Consider the following 21,704-nt stretch of genomic DNA (forward strand, 5'->3'; position numbering starts at 1 on the left):
CTACCGGGCCACAGACGGGCTCTTGCGGCAAGCCGGGGTGGCTTACCAGGGGGAAAAACCCCTCCTGACCCCGGAGTTCGAGACGAGCCGGAGGGGGCTTTTTGCCATCGGCTCCTGCGCCTTTGGTCCGGACACCCGCTCCGTTTTCATCGAAAACGGCCGTCTTCACGCCAGGCTTGCCCTTTCCGCCATAGGGGAGAGGGCTTGACAGGCGGGGCCTCCCCCTCTATCCTTAAGGGCAGGATGCGTGCGGTGGTCCTTGCCCTCGGCCTAGTCCTAATCGTAGGGACGGGCGGGGGGTAGGGTGTAGCGCAGTTCGCATCTGATCCCCCCCGGAACCCCCGGGGGGTTTTCGTTTAAGGAGGCGGGGATGAAGGGAGCGGAGGTCCTTTTGAAGGCGATGGAGCGGGAGGGGGTGGAGGTCATCTTCGGCCACCCGGGCGGGGCCATCATGCCCACGTATGATGCCTTGTACGACAGCCCCATCCGTCACATCCTGGTGCGGCATGAACAAGGAGGGGTCCATGCGGCCACCGCCTACGCCCGGGCCTCGGGCCGGGTGGGGGTGGTGATGGCCACCTCGGGCCCCGGGGCCTTGAACCTGGTCACGGGCCTCGCGGACGCCTATATGGACTCCACGCCGGTGGTGGCCATCACCGGGAACGTGCCCCGGGCCCTGATCGGCACGGACGCCTTCCAGGAGGCGGATGTCACCGGGGTGACCATGCCCGTCACCAAGCACAACTACCTGGTCCAGGAGGTGAACGACCTGCCCCGGGTCGTCAAAGAGGCCTTTTACATCGCCCGCTCAGGCCGGCCGGGGCCGGTGCTCATCGATGTGCCTAAGGATGTCCAGCTGGCCGAGTTCACCGGGGGTTTGGATGTGAGGCTGGACCTTCCCGGGTACAAGCCCACCCTCAAGGGCCATCCCCGGCAGATCGAACGGGCCCTCGAGGCCCTGGAAAAGGCGGAGTGCCCGGTCCTCATGGTGGGTGGCGGGGCCCAGGACGCCCACCAGGAGCTTCTGGCCTTTGCGGAGAAGACGGGGATCCCTGTCATCACCACCCTGATGGGCCTCGGGGCCTTCCCGGGCACCCACCCCTTGTGGCTCGGGATGCCGGGGATGCACGGCACGGTAGCGGCGAACCGGGCGATCTACCACGCGGACGTGATCCTGGCCATAGGCCTCCGGTTTGACGACCGGGTCACGGGGAAGGTCTCCCGCTTTGCACCCCATGCCCACACCATCATCCACGTGGACATTGACCCTGCGGAGATCGGCAAGATCGTCCGCACCCAGATCCCCATCGTGGGGGATGCTAGGCTTGTGATGCGGGAGTTTTTGCGCGGGGCGAAGCCCTTGAAGCTGGCCAGTTGGTGGCGGGAGCTCGAGGAGTGGCGCACCCGTCACCCCCTCACCTACCGGCCCCGGTCTTACCTGCAAAGCCAGGAGGTCATCCGGGTTTTCTATGAAGCCACGGGGGGGAACGCCATTGTGACCACGGGGGTGGGGCAGCACCAGATGTTCGCCGCCCAGTTCTTCCGGGTCTCCAGGCCCCGGAGCTTTATCACCTCCGGGGGGCTTGGCACCATGGGGGTGGGGCTGCCCTTCGCCATCGGGGCCCAGGTGGCGAGGCCCGGTGAGCTGGTCATCGACTTTGACGGGGACGGTTCCTTCCAGATGACCCTCCAGGAGCTGGCCACGGTGGTCAAGTACAAGCTCCCCGTGAAGGTGGTCGTTCTGAACAACGGCTTTTTGGGCATGGTCCGGCAGTGGCAGGACCTCTTCCACGCCAAACGGTACAGCGAGGTCTACCTGGCGGACTCCAACCCCGATTTTGCTCGTCTGGCCGAGGCCTACGGCATCAAAGGGGTCCGGGTGGAGCGGAAGGAGGACCTTAAAAAGGCCGTGGACACCGTCCTCGAGGCGGATGGGCCGGTGGTGGCCGAGTTCAGGGTGTATCAGGAGGAAGGGGTCTTCCCCATGATCCCCTCCGGGGCCTCGGTGGAGGAGATGATCACCCAGGACCCCCGGGAGGAGGTGGAGGCGTGAGGCACGTCATCTCGGTTCTCGTCCAGGACCATCCCCGGGTCTTAAACCGCATCACCAGCCTCTTCGCCCGGCGGGGGTTCAACTTGGAAAGCCTGGCCGTGGGCACCACACACGTTCCCGGGCTTTCCCGCATCAGCCTGGTGGTCTTTGGGGACGACCACACCCTGGAGCAGGTGGAAAAGCAGCTCAACCGGCTGATTGAGGTGTTGAAGGTTACGGACCACTCCGAGCCCCATGTGGAGCGGGAGCTGGCCTTGGTCAAGGTCCATGTGGGGGGAGTGGAGGAGCGCTTGAGCATAAAGGACATCCAGGAGGCCTTCCGGGCCCGGGTGGTGGACGTGGCCAAGGAGAGCCTCATCCTCGAGCTCACTGGGGACACGAACAAGGTCAATTCCTTTATAGAAGCCTTACGGCCCTTTGGCCTCCTCGAGGTCATGCGCACCGGGGCGGTGGCCATGAGCCGGGGGGACCGGGTCCTGAAGGTGCGGGAGAGGCAGGAGGAAGCGGTATGAAGATCTACTATGACCACGACGCGGAGATCGGATTTCTTTCCGGGAAGAGGGTGGCGGTTTTGGGCTTCGGCTCCCAGGGGCACGCCCACGCCCTAAACCTTAAAGACTCAGGGGTGGACGTGCGGGTAGGCCTGCGCAAAGGGTCTAAAAGCTGGAGCAAGGCCGAGAGGGAGGGGCTTCGGGTTCTTTCCGTGGCCGAGGCGGTGCGAGAGGCGGATCTGGTCATGATGCTTCTTCCCGATGAGGCCCAGGCCCAGGTCTACCGGGAGGAGGTGGAACCCAACCTCAAGGAAGCGGGGTCTTTGGCCTTCGCCCACGGGTTCAACATCCACTTTGGCCAGATCCGGCCTCGCAAGGATCTGGACGTCTTCATGGTGGCCCCTAAGGGGCCGGGGCATCTGGTCCGCTCGGAGTACCAGAAGGGGAGCGGGGTGCCCGCTCTTTTGGCCGTGCACCAAGACGCCACAGGAGCGGCCTTCCAGACCGCCTTGGCCTATGCCAAGGCCATCGGCGCCACCCGGGCCGGGGTGATCCCCACCACCTTCAAGGACGAGACGGAGACCGACCTCTTCGGGGAGCAGGCGGTGCTCTGCGGGGGGCTGACCCGGCTCATCGCCGCTGGGTTCGAGACCTTGACCGAGGCAGGCTACCCCCCAGAGATGGCCTACTTTGAGGTTCTCCATGAGGTCAAGCTGATCGTGGACCTCATCTACGAATCGGGGCTTACCGGCATGCGGTACTCCATCTCCAACACCGCTGAGTACGGGGACTACACCCGGGGGGATCTGGTGGTGCCTTTGGAGGAGACCAAGCGGCGCATGCGGGAGGTTTTGCGCCAGATCCAGACCGGGGAGTTCGCCCGGGAATGGGTGTTGGAAAACCAGGCGGGCCAGCCGGTCCTTCAGGCGGGCCGCAGGCGCTGGCAGAGCCACCCCATCGAGGAGGTGGGGGCAAGGCTTCGGGCGATGATGCCCTTCATCAAGCCCAGGATCAGCAAGGAAGAGGTAGGAGGGTAGGTATGCGGCATATCCGGATTTTTGACACCACCCTTAGGGACGGTGAACAAAGCCCAGGCGTGGCCCTTTCCCTGGACCAGAAGCTGGAGATTGCTCACGCCCTGGCCCGGCTCAACGTGGACATCCTCGAGGCGGGCTTTCCCGTGTCGGGGCCCTTGGAGTTCGAGGCGGTGCGGCGCATCGCCGCTGAGGTGAAGGGGCCCGTCATTGCCGCCTTGGCCCGGACCGCCACCTTGGACATAGACCAGGCGGCTAAGGCCTTGGAGAAGGCGGAGAAGCCGAGGATCCACGTCTTCACCTCCGCCTCCAAGATCCACCTGGAACACATGCTGAAGAAGACGGAGGAAGAGGTCTTGGAGATGGCAGACAAAATGGTCCGCTATGCGAGATCGTACGTGGACGACGTGGAGTTCTCCGCCCAGGACGTGATGCGGGCGGACTGGGACTTCGTAAAGCGGCTTTATGAGGTGGCGGTGGAGGCGGGGGCCACGACGATCAACATCCCGGACACCACCGGCTATGGCACCCCGAGCGAATACGGCGCCCTGATCCGCCGCATCCGGGACGAGGTGGTCCGGGGGCGGGACGTGATCATCTCCACCCACACCCACGACGACCTGGGCCTCGCCACCGCCAACGCCCTGGCGGGGATCGAAAACGGGGCGGGCCAGGTGGAGTGCACCATCAACGGGATCGGGGAGCGGGCGGGAAACACCGCGCTGGAGGAGGTGGTCATGGCCCTCTACGTGCGCAAGGACCACTACCAGGCCTACACCCGGATCAACACCCGGGAGATCTACCGGGTGAGCCGCCTGGTGGAGCGGTACACCGGCATGCCCGTGCCCCCCAACAAGGCCATCGTGGGGGACAACGCCTTTGCCCACGAGTCGGGCATCCACCAGGATGGGGTCATCAAGCACCGGGCCACCTACGAGATCATGGACGCTGAGCTCATCGGGAGGCGGCCTGCCGTCTTGGTCCTCGGCAAGCACTCGGGCCGGGCGGCCTTCAAAAAGGCCCTGGAGGATCTGGGCTATTCTTTCCCCGAGGAGAAGCTCACCCAGCTCTTCCGCCGCTTCAAGGAGATCGCCGAACGAAAGGGTCCCCTCTCCTCCGAGGAACTCGTGGCCCTGGTGGAGAGCGGGGAGCCCATGCCCCACTTCTTTGAGCTCGCCCACGTCCAGTTCCTTTCGGGTTCGGGGCTTCTGCCCACGGCCACAGTCCGGGTCCGCACCCCTCAGGGGGAGAAGACCGCCACCGCCACCGGGGATGGGCCTGTGGATGCGGTTTTCAAGGCCATCCAGGAGGTCATCGGCTTTAAGCCGGAGCTCGAGACCTACCGGGTGGAGGCCATCACCGGAAGCACCGAGGCCTTGGGCCAGGTCACGGTCCGCCTGCGCCACAAGGAGCTCCAGGCGGTGGGGATAGGGGTTTCCCCAGATATCGTGGAGGCCAGCGCCCTGGCTTTTCTGGACGCCGCGGGCCGGCTGGCGAGCGGCCAGGCCACCCGGCACCCACCCACCCTCGAGCAGGTCCAGAAAGAATTGGGGTAGGCCATGGTGGAGATCCTCGACACCACTCTGCGGGACGGGACCCAGGGGGAGGGGTTCACCCTCTCCGTGGACGACAAGGTGGCCATCGCCAGAAGGCTTGCCGAGTTCGGTGTCCACGTGATCGAGGGGGGCTGGCCGGGCTCCAACCCCAAGGATAGGGAGTTCTTCCACCGGATGAAGGGGGTGGACCTGGGTGGGGCCCAGCTGGCCGCCTTTGGCTCCACCCGGCGCAAGGACCTCCGCCCGGAGGAGGACCCTTCGGTCTTAGCCCTCCTCGAGGCGGAGACCCCGGTGGTGGTCCTCTTCGGCAAGACCTGGACCCTGCACGTCCACGAGGCCCTGGAGACCAGCCTGGAGGAGAACCTCCGCATGATTGAGGAGACGGTCCGCTTCTTCCGGGAAAGGGGCCGGCGGGTCATCTACGATGCGGAGCACTTCTTTGACGGCTTTAAGGAGGACCCCGCGTATGCCCTTTCCACCCTCGAGGCCGCCTTAAGGGGTGGGGCGGACACCCTGTGCCTTTGCGACACCAACGGGGGAAGCCTCCCCGAGGAGGTCTACGAGGTGACCCGGAAGGTGGTGGCGCGGTTTCCTAAAGTGCGTCTCGGGATCCACCCCCACAACGACGCAGAGCTCGCGGTGGCCAACGCCTTGGCGGCGGTCCGAGCGGGGGCCACCCATGCCCAGGGGACCATCAACGGCTACGGGGAGCGGTGTGGGAACCTGAACCTTACGAGCTTCATCCCCACCCTGGTCTTCAAGCTGGGCCTCGAGGTCCTCCCCCAGGAAAAGCTCCGGGAGCTCAAAGCCCTTTCCCATTTCGTGGACGAGCGGGCCAACCTCACCCCCAACCGCCGCGCCCCCTATGTGGGGGAGGCCGCTTTTGCCCACAAGGGTGGGGTTCATGTCTCCGCGGTGTTGAAAAACCCCCGCACCTACGAGCACATCCCGCCGGAGTGGGTGGGGAACACCCGGCGGTTTCTGGTCTCGGACCTCTCGGGCCGCTCTAACCTTTTGGCCAAGCTCCAGGAGCTGGGGGTGGACCTTTCCCAGGAAGAAGCCAAGCGCCTTCTGGACGAGGTCAAGGCCTTGGAGTACGAGGGGTATGCCTTTGAAGGGGCGGAGGCCAGCTTCTACCTTCTGGCCCACCGGATGAGGGGCGGAAGCCTCCCTTTTAGCGTGGAGGGGTTCAGCGTCTTTGTCCATGGCTCAGGCCTGGACACCGCCTGGGCCGAGGCCACCGTCCGGGTCCGGGTGGGGGAGGGCCTCCAGCACACCGCCGCCGACAGCCCCTTCGGGCCGGTTTCTGCCTTGGACCGGGCCTTTCGCAAGGCGGTCTTGCAGTTCTACCCGGAGCTTGCCGAGGTGGAGCTCACCGACTACAAGGTGCGGATCCTCTCCGGCAAGGAGGCGGGCACCAACTCGGGGGTGAGGGTGATGGTGGAGATGCGCTGGAAGGAGGAGCGTTTCGCCACCGTGGGGGCCAGCGTGAACATCCTCGAGGCCTCCTTGAAAGCCCTTACCGACGGGTACGCCTACGCCCTCCTCCTGCCCCTTAAGGAAAAGGCTTACGCCCCCTGGCCCGAGTAGCGGTTTAGCCCGAGCCGCCAAAGCGCCCGCCCCAGGAGGAAAAAGGCGCTCATCCAAAGAAGGAGGACCCAAAGTCCTGGGAAGAGGCTTGTTTTCTGACCTGCCAAGAAGGCAGCGGGAAGGTAGACCAGGTAGGGAAAGGGGGTGAGGAGGGCCAGGGTCCGAACGGGTTCCGGGAAGACCTCGAGGGGCGCGATGAGCCCGGAGAGGAATAGGTAGAGGACGAACCAAAGCTCCTCCAGCTTGATGGCCCGTTCCGTCCAGAAGGCGAGGAGGGCGAGGGCGTACTGCATCAAAAACCGAGCGAAAAAAGCCAAGGCGGTAAGCCCTAGGCCCATGAGGAGGTCAGGGGCCTTGGGGAGGAAGCGGGCCTCGGGGTAGAGGAAAAGGAAGAGGGTGAGGAGAAGGAGGACGAAAGGGAGCCGGGCCGCCTGTTCGGCCAGGTGAGCGAGGAGGTACTCCCAAAAGGGGTCCAGGGGGCGGAGGAGCTTGTGGGAGAGCTTTCCTTGGACCAGGTCCTCCTCAAACTGCCAGACCACCCAGACCACGGTGAGCTGGCGCACCAGAAAGACCATGAGAAAGTAGCGGGCAAACTCCGCCTGGCTTAAGGGAAAGGCGCCGCTTCCCGCCGCCTCCTGCCAGACCCCTAGGAGGATGAGGGGGAGGGCTCCGGATAGGGCCCAGAGGAAAAGCTCTGCCCGGTACTCCAGCATGTAGGCAAGCCATACGGAAAAGAGGGTCAGGGCCTTCCTCATACCGCTCCTTGAAAGATCTTCCCGATAACCTCTTCCACGGGGGGCTCCTTCACCTCCAGGTCAGCCACGGGAAGCTGATCCAGCATGGCCCCCACCGCCTCGAGGAGCCGCTTTCTTGGGACGATGAGCCGGGCCTCGAGGCCCTCTAAGGACCTCACCTCGCCAAACCGGGCGAGGAGGCCTGCTTCCACTGGCCTTTCCAGGCTGAGCCGCACCTCCTTGTAGGGGGCGAAGCGGAGGAGGAGGGCCTCGAGGCTTCCGTCAAAGAGGAGCCGCCCCTTGTGGATGAGCAAAACCCGGTCCGAAAGTGCGGTGATGTCCGCCATATAGTGGCTGGTGAGGAGGAGGGTGGCTTTGTACCGCCGGTTGTACTCCTTGAGGAAACTTCGGACCGCGGCCTGGGCGTTTACATCCAGGCCTAAGGTGGGCTCGTCCAGGAAGAGGACTACGGGCCTGTGCAGGAGTGCGGCCAGAAGCTCCGCCTTCATCCTCTCCCCTAAGGAGAGCTTCCGCACCGGCTGGTGGAGCTTATCCTCGAGGCCGAGCATTTCAGAAAGCTCCCCCACCCGCTTTCTGAACTCCCTTTCAGGGATTTCGTATACCGCCGCATTCAGCCGGAAGGAGTCCCAGGCGGGGAGGTCCCAGATGAGCTGCTGCTTGTTGCCCATGACCAGGGTGATCTTCCTAAGGAAGGCCCCCTCGCGCCGGTAGGGGGTATGCCCCGCCACCACCGCCCACCCTTCCGAGGGGTGGACTAGGCCGGCCAGCATCTTCAAAGTGGTGGTCTTCCCAGCCCCATTCGGCCCCAAAAACCCCACCACCTCCCCGGGCTCGATCCGGAAGCTTACCCCTTTGACCGCCTCCACCACCTTGTAGGATCGGAGGAAAAAGTGGCGTAACTCCCCTAAAAACCCAGGGGGTTTCTGGGCCACCAGGTACCGCTTGGTGAGGTTTTCCGCCAGAATGATGCTCATCCCTACCAGGGCTTCCCAGCCCCATCCTAGTAGTTTACCCTGAGAGGGTGCGTTATCTGCGCCTGCTCCTGGTCTTCCTTCGCACCTCCTGGGCGGCGGAGATGGAGTACCGGAGCAACTTCCTCCTAGGCCTCCTTTCCTCCTTGGGTATGCTTTGGGGAAGTCTCCTGGGCCTTTCCCTTCTCTACCAGGGGGGCTACCGCCCAGGGGGCTGGGCCTTTGAGGAGGCACTTTTGGTCCTTTCCGCCTTTACCCTTCTGGAAGGGGTTTCCTCGGTGCTCTTTGCCCCTAACCTCAGCAAAATTGTGGAGCATGTGCAGAAAGGGACCCTAGACTTCGTCCTTTTGAAGCCCATAGACAGCCAGTTCTGGGTCTCCTTCCGAGCCTTCTCCCCCTGGGGGCTTCCCGACCTCCTTCTAGGCCTTTTGCTGCTTGGGTACGCAGGGCAAAGGCTGGGGTTTGGCCTGGGGGAGTACGCGGCCTTCCTGGGGGTTTGGGGCCTGGCCCTGGTCATCCTCTATAGCCTTTGGTTCGCCCTAGGGGCCACCTCCATCTGGTTTGTGAAGATCTACAACGTCACAGAGGTCCTAAGAGGGCTTCTCGAGGCGGGGCGGTACCCCATAGGTGCCTACCCCGTGGCCTACCGGTTTTTCTTCACTTTTATCGTTCCCGTGGCCTTCCTCACCACCGTTCCTGTGGAGGTGGCCCTGGGCCGGGGAGGCTTCTTCTTACTCCAGATGCTCCTTTTGGCCTTGGGCCTTTTTCTTTTCGCCCGCTCCTTCTGGCTCTTCGCCCTTAGAAGCTACACCTCGGCGAGCAGCTGAGGCTTTAAGATGGGGCCGTGGAAGGGTCTTTGGTCTTTGTCCTTCTCCTTGCCTACCTGTTTGGCTCCATCCCCGCTGGGGTCTTGGTGGCGAAGACCTACGGCGTGGAGATCCGCAAGGTGGGTTCGGGGAACATTGGGGCCACCAACGTGCTTAGGGCCTTGGGGCCAGGGCCAGCCCTGGTGGTGGCTTTTTTCGACGTCTTCAAGGGGGGGGTTGCGGTGCTCATAGCCCGGGCGGTGGGTATAGAGGGCTGGCTTCTGGGGGGGGTAGCCCTGATGGCGGTTTTGGGCCACAACTTCTCGGTCTTTCTCGGGTTCAAGGGGGGGAAGGGGGTGGCCACGAGCTTCGGGACACTCCTTTTCCTGGACCCGATCCTTGCCCTGTACACCTTTCCCATTGGCGTGGGGACGATGCTCCTTACCCGGTACGTCTCCGCGGGGAGTATGGTGGGAGGCCTGGCGGCCCTTGTCCTGGTCTTGGCGCTCAAGCGGCCTTTGTGGGAGGTGGGAACGGTCTTCCTCATGGCCCTTCTCATCTTCTGGACCCATCGGGAAAACCTCGAGCGGCTCCAAAAGGGCACGGAAAGGCGGCTGGGGGAAAGGGTGGGCTAGGAGGGAGGCCATGCTTGACCTCTTGGTGGTTGCGCCCCATCCGGACGACGGAGAGCTGGGGTGTGGGGGCACCCTGGCCCGGGCCAAGGCGGAGGGGCTTTCCACGGGGATTCTGGACCTGACCCGGGGGGAGATGGGCACCAAGGGCACCCCCGAGCAGAGGGCCTTAGAGGTGGAGGAGGCAAGCCGCATCCTGGGGTTGGACTTCCGGGGCAACCTGGGCTTCCCCGACGGGGGGCTTGCCGATCTGCCTGAGCAGCGTCTAGCCCTTGCGGAAGCGATCCGTAAGCTCCGGCCGAGGATCCTCCTCGCCCCCCTCGAGGCCGACCGTCACCCCGATCACACCGCGGCAAGCCGCCTCTCGGTGGCGGCGGTGCACTTCGCGGGGTTGTCCAAGGCGCCTTTGGAGGGTGAACCGCACCGGGTGGGGCGGCTTTTCTTTTATCCGGGAAACCTGCCCGCTACCCCGAGCCTTCTGGTGAAGATCTCTGCCTTTATAGGGCACTGGGAGAAGGCGGTGCGGGCCTATAAGAGCCAGTTCGAAGGGGAGGATGTCACCGAGACCGTGGGGCCCAAGGGGGTCGAGGCCAGAAAGGCGCTTCGCCGCTACTGGGGCAACCTGGTGGGGGTGGACTACGCGGAGGCCTTTGTGAGCCCCCTTCCCGTTCTGGCCACACCCTGGGCCCGTTAGCGGGCTTTTAGAGGAGCGCCCCGTCGCAGGCGTCTTCGCTGGGCCCCGGGAGGGGTTGCATATTCTTGCAGAAGAAGGTATTCTTAAATCCTCATGCGGGGCGCCGTGACCAAGAAGGACCTTCTGAACTTTCAGGGCCTTACCCGGGAGGAGGTCTTCGCCCTTTTAGGGGAGGCCCGGCGGATGAAGGAGGAGAACTACCGGGGTCTCGAGCTTTCGGGCCGGGTGATCGCCCTTCTTTTCGAGAAGCCCTCTTTAAGGACCCGAACGACCCTCGAGGTGGCGGCGGTCCACCTTGGCGGCCATGCCGTCTACCTGGACCAAAAGCAGGTGGGCCTTGGGGAACGGGAACCGGTGCGGGATGTGGCCAAGAACCTGGAGCGCTGGGTGGACGGCATCGCGGCCCGGGTCTACCGGCACGAGACGGTGGAGGAATTGGCCCGCCACGCCCGGGTGCCGGTGGTCAACGCCCTTTCCGACCGGGCTCACCCCCTGCAGGCCTTGGCCGACCTTCTCACCCTTTGGGAGGCCTTTGGAACCCTGGAGGGCCTGGAGGTGGCCTATATTGGGGATGGAAACAACGTTTTGAACTCCCTTTTAGAGGTGGCCCCCCTGGTGGGGCTAAAGGTGCGGGTGGCCACCCCTAAAGGATACGAACCGGAAAAGGTGCTTCTCTCGTGGTCAGGGGCGGTTTTCACCCATGATCCGGCAGAAGCCGTCCAAGGAGCCCATGCCCTTTACACCGATGTCTGGACCAGCATGGGCCAGGAGGCGGAAAGGGCCAAGCGCCTGCGGGATTTCCAGGGTTTCCAGGTCACGCCGGAGCTTTTAAACCTCCTCCGACCCCAGGGGATCTTCCTCCACTGCCTTCCCGCCCACTACGGGGAGGAGGTGGTGGAGGAGGTGGTTCACGGACCGAGAAGCCGGGTCTTTGATCAGGCGGAAAACCGCCTTCACACGGCTAAGGCCGTTCTTCTTCATCTTTTGGGGTAGGCTGGGTTTGGGGTCTTGGGAGTAGTCTAAAGGCGTATGGTCAGGGTAGGCATTCTCGGGGCCTCGGGGTACGGCGGGGGTGAGCTCATCCGGCTTCTCAAGCGCCACCCCGAGGTCCGGCTGGTGGGGTTTTCCAGCCGCCGGCATACGGATAAGGCCCTGTTTGAGGTCTGGCCCCAGCTGGTGGACGAGCGGATGTTTAAACCCCAGGAGGAGGTGGTGGCCGAGGCGGAGGTGGTCATTTTGGCTCTGCCCAACGGGATCGCCATGGAGCTTGTTCCGGGCCTTCTCGAGGCGGGCAAGTGGGTCATCGACCTCTCCGGCGACTACCGGCTACCCCCTGAGGTGTACGAGGCCTGGTACGGTCTTCCCCACAAAAGCCCTGCCCTTTACCGGGAGGCGGTCTACGGTCTGCCCGAGCTGTTTAGGGGGGAGATCCCGGGGGCGAGGCTTTTGGCCAACCCGGGGTGCTATGTGACCGCGGCGACCTTGGCCCTGGCCCCTTTGGCGGCAGGGGGCCTTTTGGAGGAGGCCAGTTTGGTTGGAATGAGCGGGGTTTCTGGGGCGGGGCGGGAGGCGGAGGAGACCTTCTTTGCGGAGGTCAATGAGAACCTCAAGCCCTACAGGCCGGGGGGCACCCACCGGCACATCCCCGAGATGGAGTTGAACCTGGCCCGCCTCCGGGCCCAGGGGCGTTGGCCCAGGACCCACGGGGCCCAAAAAGGGGTCCGGCTCTCCTTTATCCCCCATCTTGTCCCCATGACCCGGGGGATCCTGGTAAGCGCGTTTGTCCGTCTGAACGAGGACCTTTCTGAGCTCCGCCTCGAGGCCCTTTACCGGGAGTTCTATCAAGACGAGCCCTTCGTCTTTTTCACCCGCGCCCTACCCCAGACCAAGGGCACCTTCGCCTCCAACCGGGTTTGGATCAGCTTGCGGAAAGACGAGCGGACGGGCCTGGTCCAGGTCTTTTCCGCCTTGGATAACCTTGGTAAGGGCATGGCCTCCCAGGCGGTGCAGAACCTCAACCTGATGCTGGGCTTCCCCGAGGGCCTGGCCTTAGACCGGGAGGGGGTATGGCCCTGAGGCTCCCTTTGGGGTTTAGGGCCGGGGCCGTTCGGGCGGGCATCAAGCCTTCCGGTAAGCCGGATCTGGCCCTTTTGGCCTCAGGCCTGCCCGCCCTTTGGGCCTTGGCCACCACCCAGAACCGGGCCGCCGCGCCCTCGGTCCAGCGGGGGCGGCGGCTTTATGAAGGCCAAGCCCCCTTGCGGGCGGTGGTGGTGAACGCGGGCAACGCCAACTGCGCCACCGGCCAGCGGGGGGTTCTGGATGATGAACGCATGGCCCAAACAGCCGCTCTGCGGCTGGGGGTCTCCTTGGAGGAGGTCCTCACCGCCTCCACCGGGGTGATCGGTGTGCCCTTGCCTGTGGAGAAGATCGAGGCGGCCCTGCCCCAAATAGAGCTTACCCCCTTTGCCGATGCCTTCGCGGAGGCCATCTTAACGACGGATCTGGCGGTGAAGACGGCCGAGGCCCAGGTGGGGGCAGCCCGGATCGTGGGGGTGGCCAAGGGGAGCGGGATGATCCACCCCAACATGGCCACCATGCTGGCCTTCCTGGTCACGGACGCGGCCTTGCCCCAGGAGGCCCTAAGGGCGGGGTTCCGGCGGGTGGTGGACCGGACCTTCAACCAGGTTACGGTAGACGGGGATACCTCCACCAACGACCTCGCCCTCCTCATGGCCAACGGTGCGGCGGGTCCGGTGGAGGAAGGGGCCTTCTTTGAGGCCCTGGAGGGGGTGGCCCGGTCTTTGGCCCGCCAGATCGCCCGGGACGGGGAGGGGGCGACCAAGCTCATGACGGTGCGCGTCCTTGGCGCCGCCACGGAGGAGGAGGCGCGGCAGGCCGCCCGGACCGTGGCCGCGAGCCCCTTATGGAAAAGCGCCCTTTACGGGAACGATCCTAACTGGGGCCGGATCCTGGCTGCCTTGGGCAACTCGAGGGCCCATTTCGACCCCTTAAGGGTCCGGATCGTCCTCCAGGGCATTCCTTTGTACGACGGCGGGGCGTTGCCTTTTGACCGGGGGGCGGCAAGCCAAGCGATGCGGGCCGAGGAGGTGGAGGTCCTGGTGGATCTGCGCCAGGGCGGGGCCCAGGGGGAGGCCTGGGGGTGCGATCTGACCGAAGGGTACGTGCGGATTAACGCGCTTTATACAACGTAAAATGGGGCCTGCCAGGGGTGACGGAAGAAGATCGATAGGCGGGGTGCCGTTCCACCGCATTGAAAACGCGGGAAGATTGGAGCCAGTTGCCTTTTCGGGCCGGGTGTGGTAGCTTGAGGGGGGAGGTGTTCATGCAAAAGCTTCTATTGGGTATCGGGGTTGGGATCCTGCTCTCCTTGGCCTGGGCTCAATCCCCTGGGTTTGGCGTGTACTCGGGATACCCGGAGTGGATTGGGGTCCAGTATCAGGATGGATCCTCTAATCTACGCTTTGGCCTCGGGTTTGGATCCGATGGCCTTGGAGGAAGTGCAGATCTATTTTTGGGCAAGATGCCCTTGCCGGCCACTGGAATAGATCTGGCCTGGTATTACGGCCTTGGAGCTAGGCTGGGGCTTAGCTCCGAAGGAAAGATTCTCGTCTTCCCTCATGGACTTGTGGGCGTGGAGTGGGCGGGGCCGGCACCCGGCTTCAAGGTTTACCTTGAGGCTCAGGCGGGGGTGAGTATAACCGGGGCGGGGGTGAACCCGGGTTTTGCGGGTCGTCTGGGCGTGATTTTCCGTTAAGTAGCGGGAAGATCTATCTTGAGCCCTCACCCGGGCCCTTGCTGCGGTGGGGGCTTTTTCTTGGTATATTTGGGCCGTGACCCAGGCGGGGATGCGGTGGCTTTTCTATCTCACGGCGTTGCTCTTCCTTGGGGGGTGTGAACGGAAAGGGGCCCTCCCCCCAAGCTTGGGCCTAACCGAGCCCACAGGGGGCGGGGTGGCGCCGGGGAAGGAGGTCCTGGCCCAGGGGTATGCCTTCGACGAGGTGGGGGTGAAAAGCGTCCGCGTTCAAGGCAAGGAGGTCCTGCCAGCGGAGGAGGTGGGGAAGCGGCTTGTGGGGTTTCGCTTCCGCCTCAAGGCCCCCACCTCGGGCCGGGTGGAGGTGGTCCTGGAGGCGGAAGACCTCCAGGGCCAGGTCCGCACCCTCCGCCTCCCCCTTATCCTGGATGCGTCTCCACCGAGGATTGTGGTGGAAGGGAAGGAGGAAAAGGACGGCCTTTTCCGGGTGTACGGCCGGGTGGAGGACGACGTGGGCGTGGAGCGGGTGGTCCTCCAGGAGGGGAAACGGTTTTCTACGTTGGCCCTTCCCAGAGGGGCCTCGGTGCCGTTTGCAATCGAGGTTTCCAGTCGGGCCGTACTGATTGCTATAGATGCTGCAGGAAACCGCTCGAGCCGTTCGCTTCCATGATATACTTTCCCTCGTGCGGGAGGCTTGGGAGCGTGCGGTTTTACTTTTGCAGGAGGCCCGGCCCACGGGCCAGGACCTTCCCCGCCTCCGGGAGGCCGCGCGCCTTTTGGAGGCGCTTAGGCCGGACCTGGAGCGGGACGCGCTTTTGGCCCTTGCCTACCTCAGGATGTACCAGGTGGTGCGGAAGGAGGAGTACTTCTTGAGGGGGTACAGTTACGCCTGGACGAGCCAGAAGGAGGAGGCGCTGGCTTTGGCGGAGCGGGTGAAGGAGGAGGCGTGAAAGAGGCCCTGGGTCTTCTGGCGGTCTGGTCCATCGTCCTTTCGGGGTTGGCTCTTCTCGTGGGGCTTTACTTTATCAAGCGTGGGCGGAGGGAGGCCCACCACCGGTCCATGCTCACCGCCACAGGCTTGGCCCTCTTGTTCTTGGTGTTCTACCTCCTGAAATGGGCTTTGCACGGCACCACCGCTTACGGCGGTCCGGGGGCCTGGCGGGGGGCGTACTACCTCCTCCTCATGACCCACACCCTCCTTGCGGCCTTGAACGGTCCCCTGGCGCTTTACGTGATCTACAACGCCCTTAAGGGACGGTTTTCCGCGCATAAAGCCTGGGCCAGGTGGCTCGTCCCCATCTGGCTTTATGTGGCCCTTTCCGGCTGGGTCATCTACCTGGTTTTGAGGAAGTACGGGGTGGAGGCGGGCACTATCGCTTTTTAGCCCAGGCCTCGAGGACGATCCGCCCCTCCACCACCCGGGCCCGCTCGGGGCCCCGGGGTGCGCTGGCCTCCTCGGGGGCCTGGGCCAGGTGGTGGGCGATGCGGAGCTGCTTGGCCTCGAGGGAAAGAGCCCAGATGGCCCGTTCCTCGTCCCCAAGGGCCCCTGCGTGGGCAAGGCCCCGGAGCTTGCCCACCACGATCACATCCCCCCCCGCCACCACCTCTGCCCCTGGGTTGACATCCCCTAAAACGACCACGGTTCCCGGGCTTTCCACCCTCTGGCCCGCTCTTAAGGTGTGGTCCACCACCAAGGTGACCGGGATGGGCTTTTCCCGCCTGGGGGGGACCAGGCGAAGGGGGCGGCCGAGGCGGAGTAGGGCCTCCAAAACCTCCTGGCTTACGGGCCCCGCCACCTCTACTTCCAAGGGGAGGTCCTCGGGAAGGCTGAGCCGGGCGATCTCCTCCGGGGTCTCCCCCCCGTCTAAGCGCAGGGCCAGGGCGTCCTTTGTGGCTCTGAGACGCATCGGGCCTATTCTACCTTCCAGTAGGCGGCCATGACCTTCTTCGCCGCCGGAAGGGCCACCCGGCTTCCCTCCCCACCGTTCTCAAAAAAGGCCACGACCACCAAAGGCGGGTAAGGGCTATCAGGCTCCGTTGGCCCGTAGCCCATGTACCAGGCGTGCTCGAGGCCCCTCCGCTTCCCAGGGGTTTCCGCCGTTCCCGTTTTGCCCCCGGTGGGAACGGGGAAGTCCTTTAAGAGGAAGCTGGCCGTTCCTTCTTTGACCGTGAGCCGCAGGCCTTCTTGCAAGACCCCCCAGGACTGGCCAGGAACCCTTTCCGGCTCGTAGCGAACTTCCTCCTGGCCGATCCGCTTCACCAGGTGGAGTCTGGGCTTTAGCCCTCCGCTTGCGATGGTGGCGAGCATCCGGGCGATCTGGGCGGGGGTGGCCAGGACGTACCCTTGGCCGATGGCGACGGAGAGGGTCTCCCCCGGGTACCAGGGCTCCTTTAGGGCCTCCTTTTTCCAGGCCCGGGTGGGCAGAAGCCCTGTTTTTTCCGGGACCTCGAGGCCCGTCCCTTCCCCCAGGCCCAGAAACCGGGCCCTTTGGGCCAGCTGGTCCACGAAGCCCAAGGGGTCTTTAAGCACCGCCTGGTAGTACCAGGTGTTGCAACTCCAGGCAATGGCTTCCCTTACCGTCATGGGGCCTAGGTCCCGGGTGGTCCAGTTCCGGCGCACCAGCCCCCCATGGACGATGAAGGGGCTACAGCGGTAGGTGGTGGTGGATGAGGCGTAGCCCTCTTCCAAAAGGGCGTAGCTGGTGGCCAGCTTGAAGGTGGACCCCGGGGTATAGGCCTGGGTGGCGCGGTTCAGAAGGGGAAGATCGGGATCCGTGAAAAGGGCCTGGGCCTCCTTGGGGACAGGCCTTTGACTCAGGAGGTTGGGATCAAAGGAAGGGGTGGTGGCCAAAGCCAGTACCTCCCCGGTCCTGGGGTCCAGGGCTACGATCGCCCCCTTCACCCTTTGGGCGGGGGGGAGGCCGTTTAGGGCCCGGCCGCGGTTGATGTCCAAAAGGGCCTCTTCTAACGCGTTTTCCGCAGCCTTTTGTAAGTCTAGGTCCAGGGTCAAAACCACGTCCTCGCCCGGGGTGGGTTCCTTCAAGATCTCCTCCCTGAGCTTTTCTCCCCGGACGTTCACCTCCACCGCTTTGATCCCCCGGACACCCCTTAGGAAGGGCTCTAACGCGGCCTCGAGGCCCGCTGCCCCCACCTCTTCGTCAGGGCTGTAGCCCCGCTTGACCTCCTCCGGGCCTGCCCGCCGGACATACCCTATGACGGGCCCAGAGATGGGTCTGGGATAGAAGCGCTCGATCCGTTCCACCAGGTGGATGGTTTTCTGCCCGGCGGTAAGCTCGGCCAGGGTGGGGATGAGGGCCTCGGGAACCCCGGCCTTCAGGATGGTGGGTTCCTTGGTCTTGGGGAGCTCAGAAAGTCCTAGAAGCCCCAGAATGCGCTCCTTGTAGCGCACCTCACCCCCTTCGTAGACCAAGTCCACCGCCACTCGGTCCTGGGCCAGGATTCGCCCCTTCCGGTCCAGGATGCGCCCGCGGGGTGCGGGGATGCCCTCGGTCTTCAGGTAATTGCCCTGGCTTTTGGTGGCGTACTTCTCGTACTCCACCACCTGGAGCTGCCAAAGCCTCGCCCCGTAAAGGGCGAAAACCAGGGTAAAGAGGAGGATGAGGGTGTAAATCCGCGTTTTCATCGCCGCGGGTCGCCTCGAGCCAGGACCCATAGGAGGTAGAGGCCCAGGGTGAGAAGGAGTTCGCCCAGGAATAGGCCGGCCAGGGTCTCGAGGTGGAAGAGTTTAAGCCGGAGCCAGTAGGCCGTGAAAAGGAGGCCCGCCCACTTGCCCAAGTAGGCCCAGAGGAAGGCCAGCGCTCGCCCCACCACCTCGGGGGAGACCCAGCGCTGGGCGGCATAAAAGGCGTAGACCCCCAGCAAGAGGCCTGCTCCGTGGAGGCCTAGATACCCCAGGCCCAAAAGATCCTGAAAAAGGCCCAGGAGAAGCCCCAGGGGGAGGCCTAGAGGATAGGGCCTTTCCCCCGCCAGGTAAAGGGCGAAGAGAAAGTAGAGGTCTGGAGGAGGGAGGCCATCTGGGAGGAGGCCGGAGAGGAAGGCCTGGGCGAAGACCGTTAGGAGGAAAAGGCCGATCGTCTTCATAAGGCCCTCAGCACCACCACCTCCTCCAGGAGGGAGAACTCCACCAAGGGTCGGGCAAGGGCTCGCTTTTTAAGCCCGCCTTGGACGGTTTCCACCCGCTCGATCTGGGCCACGGGGATCCCATCTGGAAAAAGGCCCAGGGGGGTTCCCGTAAGAAGGCGCTCTCCAGGGGTGAGGGTCACCTGAGGGGGGAACTCGGCCAGAAGGCGGCCTGGGGGGAAACCCTGGGCGATGCCCCGACCGGGAGCGTGTTCCGGCCTTACCCCCACGCGGCTTTCCGGGTCCAGGACGGTGCGGACCACCGCGGTCTTTTCCGTGGTCTCCACGATGAGCCCCACTAGACCCTGGGGGGCGGTGACGGGCATGCCCACCCGGAGGCCATCCTTTTCCCCCAGGCCCAGGATGAGGCGGCGGAAGAGGCCGCTCTGGTCTTCCCCGATCACGGGGGCCACGGCCACCACTCCAGGGGCCTGGGCTTCCTTGACCGCCAAAGCGCGTTGCAGGCGTTCCACCTCGAGCCTGAGCCGGGCGTTCTCGCTTCTTTCCGCCTCTAAAGCCGCCTTGAGCGACCGGTTCTCCGCTCGGAGGTCCCTCCGGTCCAAAAACGCCCCCCAGGCGCTTTTCAGGTTCTGCCCCAGCCGGTGGCCGAGGGCCAGTAGAGGAGCGGTACGGGCAGAAAACTCCGCCGCCAGGCCCAAGGCGGTGGGCCGGGTTAGGCTGGAAAGGGCAAGGGTCAGAAGGAGAAGAAGGGCGAGAAGCCCCCGGCGGAGCCCACGCTCGCTCACGGCCTGAACCCCCAGGCCCAAAGCCAGGCGAAGACCCGGGAGACGGGCAGGCCCACCACGGTGTAAAAATCCCCCTCTATGTCCTCGAGCAGGACCATTCCCAGCCCCTGGGCCCCGTACCCACCCGCCTTGTCCAACCCCTCGCCGCTTTGGACATACCAGCGCATCTCCTCCTCGGAAAGGGCACGGAACCGGACGCGTGCGGTGTGAACCTCCAGGACCTCCCCTTTCCCCCTTAGATAGACCCCGGTGTGGACCAGATGGCTTCGGCCAGAGAGCCGCCGGAGGAAGACCAGGTTTTCCTCAGGGTCCCGGGGCTTGCTGAGGACTTGCCCGTCCAGGTCCACCGCCGTGTCTGCAGCCACCGCCCAGCGGTCCTGTACGCTTTGCCCTTTCCTTAAGGCCAGGGTCCGGGCGGGTTCCCTTGGGGGTAGGTCCAGGTCCTCCGCCACCTCCGGGGCCACCACCTTAAGGCGGTAGCCCAAGGCCTTGGTCACGCCCGAAGGGCGTACCTTGGTCACGCCCGAAGGGCGTACCTTGGTCACGCCCGAAGGGCGTACCTTGAGGAAGGCCCGCCGCCTCGGGCTTTTCGTTGCTTCCCGAAGGGAACACCGGGAGGCCAGGACCAGGGTTAAAGGGGTGTTCCCGCTTCCCAAAGCGCCTCCACCTCCTTTTTGTACCTTTGGGCAAGTTCGGGGCTTTTCAGGACAAGCAGGTTCTCGTTGTTGCTTCGCCAGGCATTGTTGGAGAAGTTATAACTTCCTGTGATCACCCAGGTCTCGTCGATCACCATGACCTTGTCGTGCAAGGTGTAGGGGTTGGCGTCCTTACGTACGTCTATCCCCGCCCTTAAGAGCCCTTCCTCTAGGTGTTCGCTTTGCGAAGCAACCTTGCTGCTGGTCAGGTTGCGGCTTTCCAAAACCACCCGGACCCTGACCCCCCGTTCCTTGGCCTGGATGAGCGCTTTGAGGATCTCCGGGTCCGTGAGGACGAAGGCCGCTACCAGAACCTCCTTCCCTGCCGCGCGCAGCCGGGCCAGGATGGCCTCGCGGGCGGCCCGTCCCCCGGCGGGGCTAAAGTAGGCGGTCCCCTCTACCCCTTCCAGGCTAAAGCGGACGGGGAGGCCCAGCCCCTCTTTCTTTCCGCCCCAAAGGGCCTCAAACTCCCGCCCGTACCCCTCGGCCAGGGCAGGGGAGGGCAGGTAAAGGCTGTTCTCGTTGTTCCGGGCGAAGGCGTTCCAGGTGAGGTTGGTGCTTCCCGTCCAAACAGCTTTTCCATCAAAGACCAAGAACTTGTGGTGCATGAAGGGCTCCCGAGCGTCGTAGCAGACGGGAAGCCCTGCCGCCTCCTCGCAGAAAGGCCCCGTGGCCCGGATGTGGACCTCTATCTCTCCTCTTTTCACCTTAGGAGGCTCCTGGGTCTGGCCCAGCCGGGCCGCCACCAGGTACCGGTGCACGTCCTCTTGATAGTCGCTTTCCGCATAGAGCCGCACCCGTACCCCGCGGTCCTTGGCCTTTAGAAGGGCCTTGGCGATGGAGAGATCGCGGAACTCATAGGCGGCCACCTCGAGGCGCTCGTGGGTTTCCTCGATCCGCGCGATCAAAAACGCCTTAGCCCTTTCCCCCTCCTCTGGCATGAAAAAGACCTGGACCTGGCCGGGCCCGGCTGGAGGTGGGGGGGTGGAGCGGAAGGTTTGGTAGAGCCAGAGCAAAAGGAGGAGGACAAGGGGGAGGTAGGAGGGGAGCCCCCCCAGGGGGTTCCGGCGTTTAGTACCCATGCCCGGCTGCCCCTTGGACCAAAGCCACGCCGCTGGAGGTTCCCAGACGGCTGGCCCCGGCCTTTAACATCTCCAGCGCGGTCCTTGGGTCACGGATGCCCCCCGCCGCCTTCACCTGGGCCCGGCCCGCCGCCAACTGGACCAGGAGGCGCACGTCCTCCAGGCTGGCTCCCCGGGGCCCAAAGCCCGTGGAGGTTTTCAAGAAGTCCGCCCCACCCGCTATCGCCGCCTCTACTAGGGAGGCGATCTCCTCCGGCGTAAAGTAGCCCGTTTCCAGGATGACTTTTAAAACGGCCCGAGGCACCGCCTTGCGCACGGCCTGGACTTCGGCTTGGATGTAGCCGTATGCCCCCCCCTTGGCCTGGCCCAGGTGGAGGACGATGTCCACCTCATCGGCCCCTTGGGCGTGGGCCCAGGCGGCCTCGAGGGCCTTGACCTCCATGGCCTGGTACCCCAGGGGGAAGCCCACCACGGTGACCAACCTCACCGGGCTTTCCCCCAGGGCCTCCCTGGCCAAAGGCACGTACGAGGGGGGGACACAAAGACCAAAAAAACGGTGCTGAAGAGCCTCCTGGGCAGCTTTTTGAATCTCCTCCGGGGTGGCCGTGGGTTTGAGGAGGGTGTGGTCAATGAAAGGGGCGAGGTCCATACCTTACCCATGATACGGACCCCGCCCAGCCCTTGCCA

24 protein-coding genes and 1 pseudogene are annotated in these 21,704 nt (G+C 64.4%); 16 read left to right on the forward strand and 9 right to left on the reverse strand.

Annotated elements, in window-relative coordinates:
• From C4301_RS04230 to cimA, 6 genes and pseudogenes are all read left to right on the forward strand, one after another.
• Positions 1–208, forward strand: a pseudogene (locus C4301_RS04230) (thioredoxin reductase); the annotation flags it as partial.
• 162 nt (positions 209–370) lie between these two features.
• Complete coding sequence (ilvB, locus tag C4301_RS04235) at positions 371–2,053, forward strand: biosynthetic-type acetolactate synthase large subunit (RefSeq protein WP_352413861.1); 1,683 nt, start codon at positions 371–373, stop codon at positions 2,051–2,053.
• The gene (gene ilvN, locus C4301_RS04240) at positions 2,050–2,565 is read left to right on the forward strand and encodes an acetolactate synthase small subunit (RefSeq protein WP_352413862.1); all 516 of its coding nucleotides are present in this window, start codon (positions 2,050–2,052) and stop codon (positions 2,563–2,565) included. Before ilvB ends, ilvN begins: the two co-directional genes overlap by 4 nt.
• Positions 2,562–3,581: a ketol-acid reductoisomerase gene (gene ilvC / locus C4301_RS04245; RefSeq protein WP_352413863.1), complete on the forward strand. Its 1,020-nt coding sequence runs from the start codon at positions 2,562–2,564 to the stop codon at positions 3,579–3,581. Before ilvN ends, ilvC begins: the two co-directional genes overlap by 4 nt.
• Positions 3,582–3,583: 2 nt before the next feature.
• Positions 3,584–5,134: a 2-isopropylmalate synthase gene (locus C4301_RS04250; protein WP_352413864.1), complete on the forward strand. Its 1,551-nt coding sequence runs from the start codon at positions 3,584–3,586 to the stop codon at positions 5,132–5,134.
• 3 nt (positions 5,135–5,137) lie between these two features.
• On the forward strand, positions 5,138–6,724 hold the full coding sequence (cimA, locus tag C4301_RS04255; protein WP_352413865.1) for a citramalate synthase: 1,587 nt from the start codon (positions 5,138–5,140) through the stop codon (positions 6,722–6,724).
• Here cimA and C4301_RS04260 read toward each other — a convergent pair.
• Both C4301_RS04260 and C4301_RS04265 read right to left on the reverse strand, forming a co-directional pair.
• Positions 6,703–7,479 carry an ABC transporter permease gene (locus C4301_RS04260; protein WP_352413866.1) on the reverse strand — a complete coding sequence of 259 codons (777 nt, stop codon included), beginning with the start codon at positions 7,477–7,479 and terminating at the stop codon, positions 6,703–6,705. The genes cimA and C4301_RS04260 overlap by 22 nt on opposite strands.
• On the reverse strand, positions 7,476–8,453 hold the full coding sequence (locus tag C4301_RS04265; RefSeq protein WP_352413867.1) for an ABC transporter ATP-binding protein: 978 nt from the start codon (positions 8,451–8,453) through the stop codon (positions 7,476–7,478). Before C4301_RS04265 ends, C4301_RS04260 begins: the two co-directional genes overlap by 4 nt.
• 47 nt (positions 8,454–8,500) lie before the next feature.
• Here C4301_RS04265 and C4301_RS04270 point away from each other — a divergent pair, with 47 nt between their 5' ends.
• The 10 genes from C4301_RS04270 (at position 8,501) to C4301_RS04315 (ending at position 15,738) form a co-directional block, all read left to right on the forward strand.
• Positions 8,501–9,277: an ABC transporter permease gene (locus C4301_RS04270; protein WP_352413868.1), complete on the forward strand. Its 777-nt coding sequence runs from the start codon at positions 8,501–8,503 to the stop codon at positions 9,275–9,277.
• Between the two features lie 17 nt (positions 9,278–9,294).
• On the forward strand, positions 9,295–9,891 hold the full coding sequence (plsY, locus tag C4301_RS04275; protein ID WP_352413869.1) for a glycerol-3-phosphate 1-O-acyltransferase PlsY: 597 nt from the start codon (positions 9,295–9,297) through the stop codon (positions 9,889–9,891).
• Between the two features lie 10 nt (positions 9,892–9,901).
• Positions 9,902–10,582: a bacillithiol biosynthesis deacetylase BshB1 gene (gene bshB1 / locus C4301_RS04280; RefSeq protein ID WP_352413870.1), complete on the forward strand. Its 681-nt coding sequence runs from the start codon at positions 9,902–9,904 to the stop codon at positions 10,580–10,582.
• Positions 10,583–10,675: 93 nt separating this feature from the next.
• Complete coding sequence (gene argF / locus C4301_RS04285; RefSeq protein ID WP_352413871.1) at positions 10,676–11,575, forward strand: ornithine carbamoyltransferase; 900 nt, start codon at positions 10,676–10,678, stop codon at positions 11,573–11,575.
• A gap of 36 nt (positions 11,576–11,611) precedes the next feature.
• Positions 11,612–12,658, forward strand: coding sequence for an N-acetyl-gamma-glutamyl-phosphate reductase (gene argC, locus C4301_RS04290; protein ID WP_352413872.1), 1,047 nt, complete (start codon positions 11,612–11,614; stop codon positions 12,656–12,658).
• Entirely contained in the window at positions 12,649–13,794 is a 1,146-nt protein-coding gene (gene argJ / locus C4301_RS04295) for a bifunctional glutamate N-acetyltransferase/amino-acid acetyltransferase ArgJ (protein ID WP_352413873.1), read from the forward strand. The genes argC and argJ overlap by 10 nt, the downstream gene beginning before the upstream one ends.
• Before the next feature lie 131 nt (positions 13,795–13,925).
• Positions 13,926–14,357, forward strand: coding sequence for a hypothetical protein (locus C4301_RS04300; RefSeq protein ID WP_352413874.1), 432 nt, complete (start codon positions 13,926–13,928; stop codon positions 14,355–14,357).
• 91 nt (positions 14,358–14,448) lie between these two features.
• Positions 14,449–15,024 carry a hypothetical protein gene (locus tag C4301_RS04305; protein ID WP_352413875.1) on the forward strand — a complete coding sequence of 192 codons (576 nt, stop codon included), beginning with the start codon at positions 14,449–14,451 and terminating at the stop codon, positions 15,022–15,024.
• Between the two features lie 13 nt (positions 15,025–15,037).
• Complete coding sequence (locus tag C4301_RS04310) at positions 15,038–15,304, forward strand: hypothetical protein (RefSeq protein WP_352413876.1); 267 nt, start codon at positions 15,038–15,040, stop codon at positions 15,302–15,304.
• The gene (locus C4301_RS04315; protein ID WP_352413877.1) at positions 15,301–15,738 is read left to right on the forward strand and encodes a DUF420 domain-containing protein; all 438 of its coding nucleotides are present in this window, start codon (positions 15,301–15,303) and stop codon (positions 15,736–15,738) included. Before C4301_RS04310 ends, C4301_RS04315 begins: the two co-directional genes overlap by 4 nt.
• Here C4301_RS04315 and minC read toward each other — a convergent pair.
• Genes minC through deoC form a run of 7 tightly spaced genes read right to left on the reverse strand, consistent with a single transcriptional unit; the run spans position 15,725 to position 21,666 of the window.
• Positions 15,725–16,261, reverse strand: a complete 537-nt coding sequence (minC, locus tag C4301_RS04320; protein ID WP_352413878.1) for a septum site-determining protein MinC — start codon at positions 16,259–16,261, stop codon at positions 15,725–15,727. The genes C4301_RS04315 and minC overlap by 14 nt on opposite strands.
• A 5-nt stretch (positions 16,262–16,266) precedes the next feature.
• The gene (locus C4301_RS04325) at positions 16,267–17,997 is read right to left on the reverse strand and encodes a penicillin-binding transpeptidase domain-containing protein (protein WP_352413879.1); all 1,731 of its coding nucleotides are present in this window, start codon (positions 17,995–17,997) and stop codon (positions 16,267–16,269) included.
• Positions 17,994–18,455: a rod shape-determining protein MreD gene (gene mreD / locus C4301_RS04330; RefSeq protein WP_352413880.1), complete on the reverse strand. Its 462-nt coding sequence runs from the start codon at positions 18,453–18,455 to the stop codon at positions 17,994–17,996. The genes C4301_RS04325 and mreD overlap by 4 nt, the downstream gene beginning before the upstream one ends.
• On the reverse strand, positions 18,452–19,240 hold the full coding sequence (gene mreC / locus C4301_RS04335; RefSeq protein WP_352413881.1) for a rod shape-determining protein MreC: 789 nt from the start codon (positions 19,238–19,240) through the stop codon (positions 18,452–18,454). Before mreC ends, mreD begins: the two co-directional genes overlap by 4 nt.
• The gene (locus C4301_RS04340; RefSeq protein ID WP_352413882.1) at positions 19,237–19,896 is read right to left on the reverse strand and encodes a Maf family protein; all 660 of its coding nucleotides are present in this window, start codon (positions 19,894–19,896) and stop codon (positions 19,237–19,239) included. The genes mreC and C4301_RS04340 overlap by 4 nt, the downstream gene beginning before the upstream one ends.
• Entirely contained in the window at positions 19,872–21,017 is a 1,146-nt protein-coding gene (locus tag C4301_RS04345) for a phospholipase D-like domain-containing protein (RefSeq protein ID WP_352413883.1), read from the reverse strand. The genes C4301_RS04340 and C4301_RS04345 overlap by 25 nt, the downstream gene beginning before the upstream one ends.
• Entirely contained in the window at positions 21,007–21,666 is a 660-nt protein-coding gene (deoC, locus tag C4301_RS04350; RefSeq protein ID WP_352413884.1) for a deoxyribose-phosphate aldolase, read from the reverse strand. Before deoC ends, C4301_RS04345 begins: the two co-directional genes overlap by 11 nt.
• Positions 21,667–21,704: the final 38 nt, after the last annotated feature.

It is taken from the genome of Thermus sp. (assembly GCF_040290245.1).
Classification (GTDB): Bacteria; Deinococcota; Deinococci; order Deinococcales; family Thermaceae; genus Thermus_A.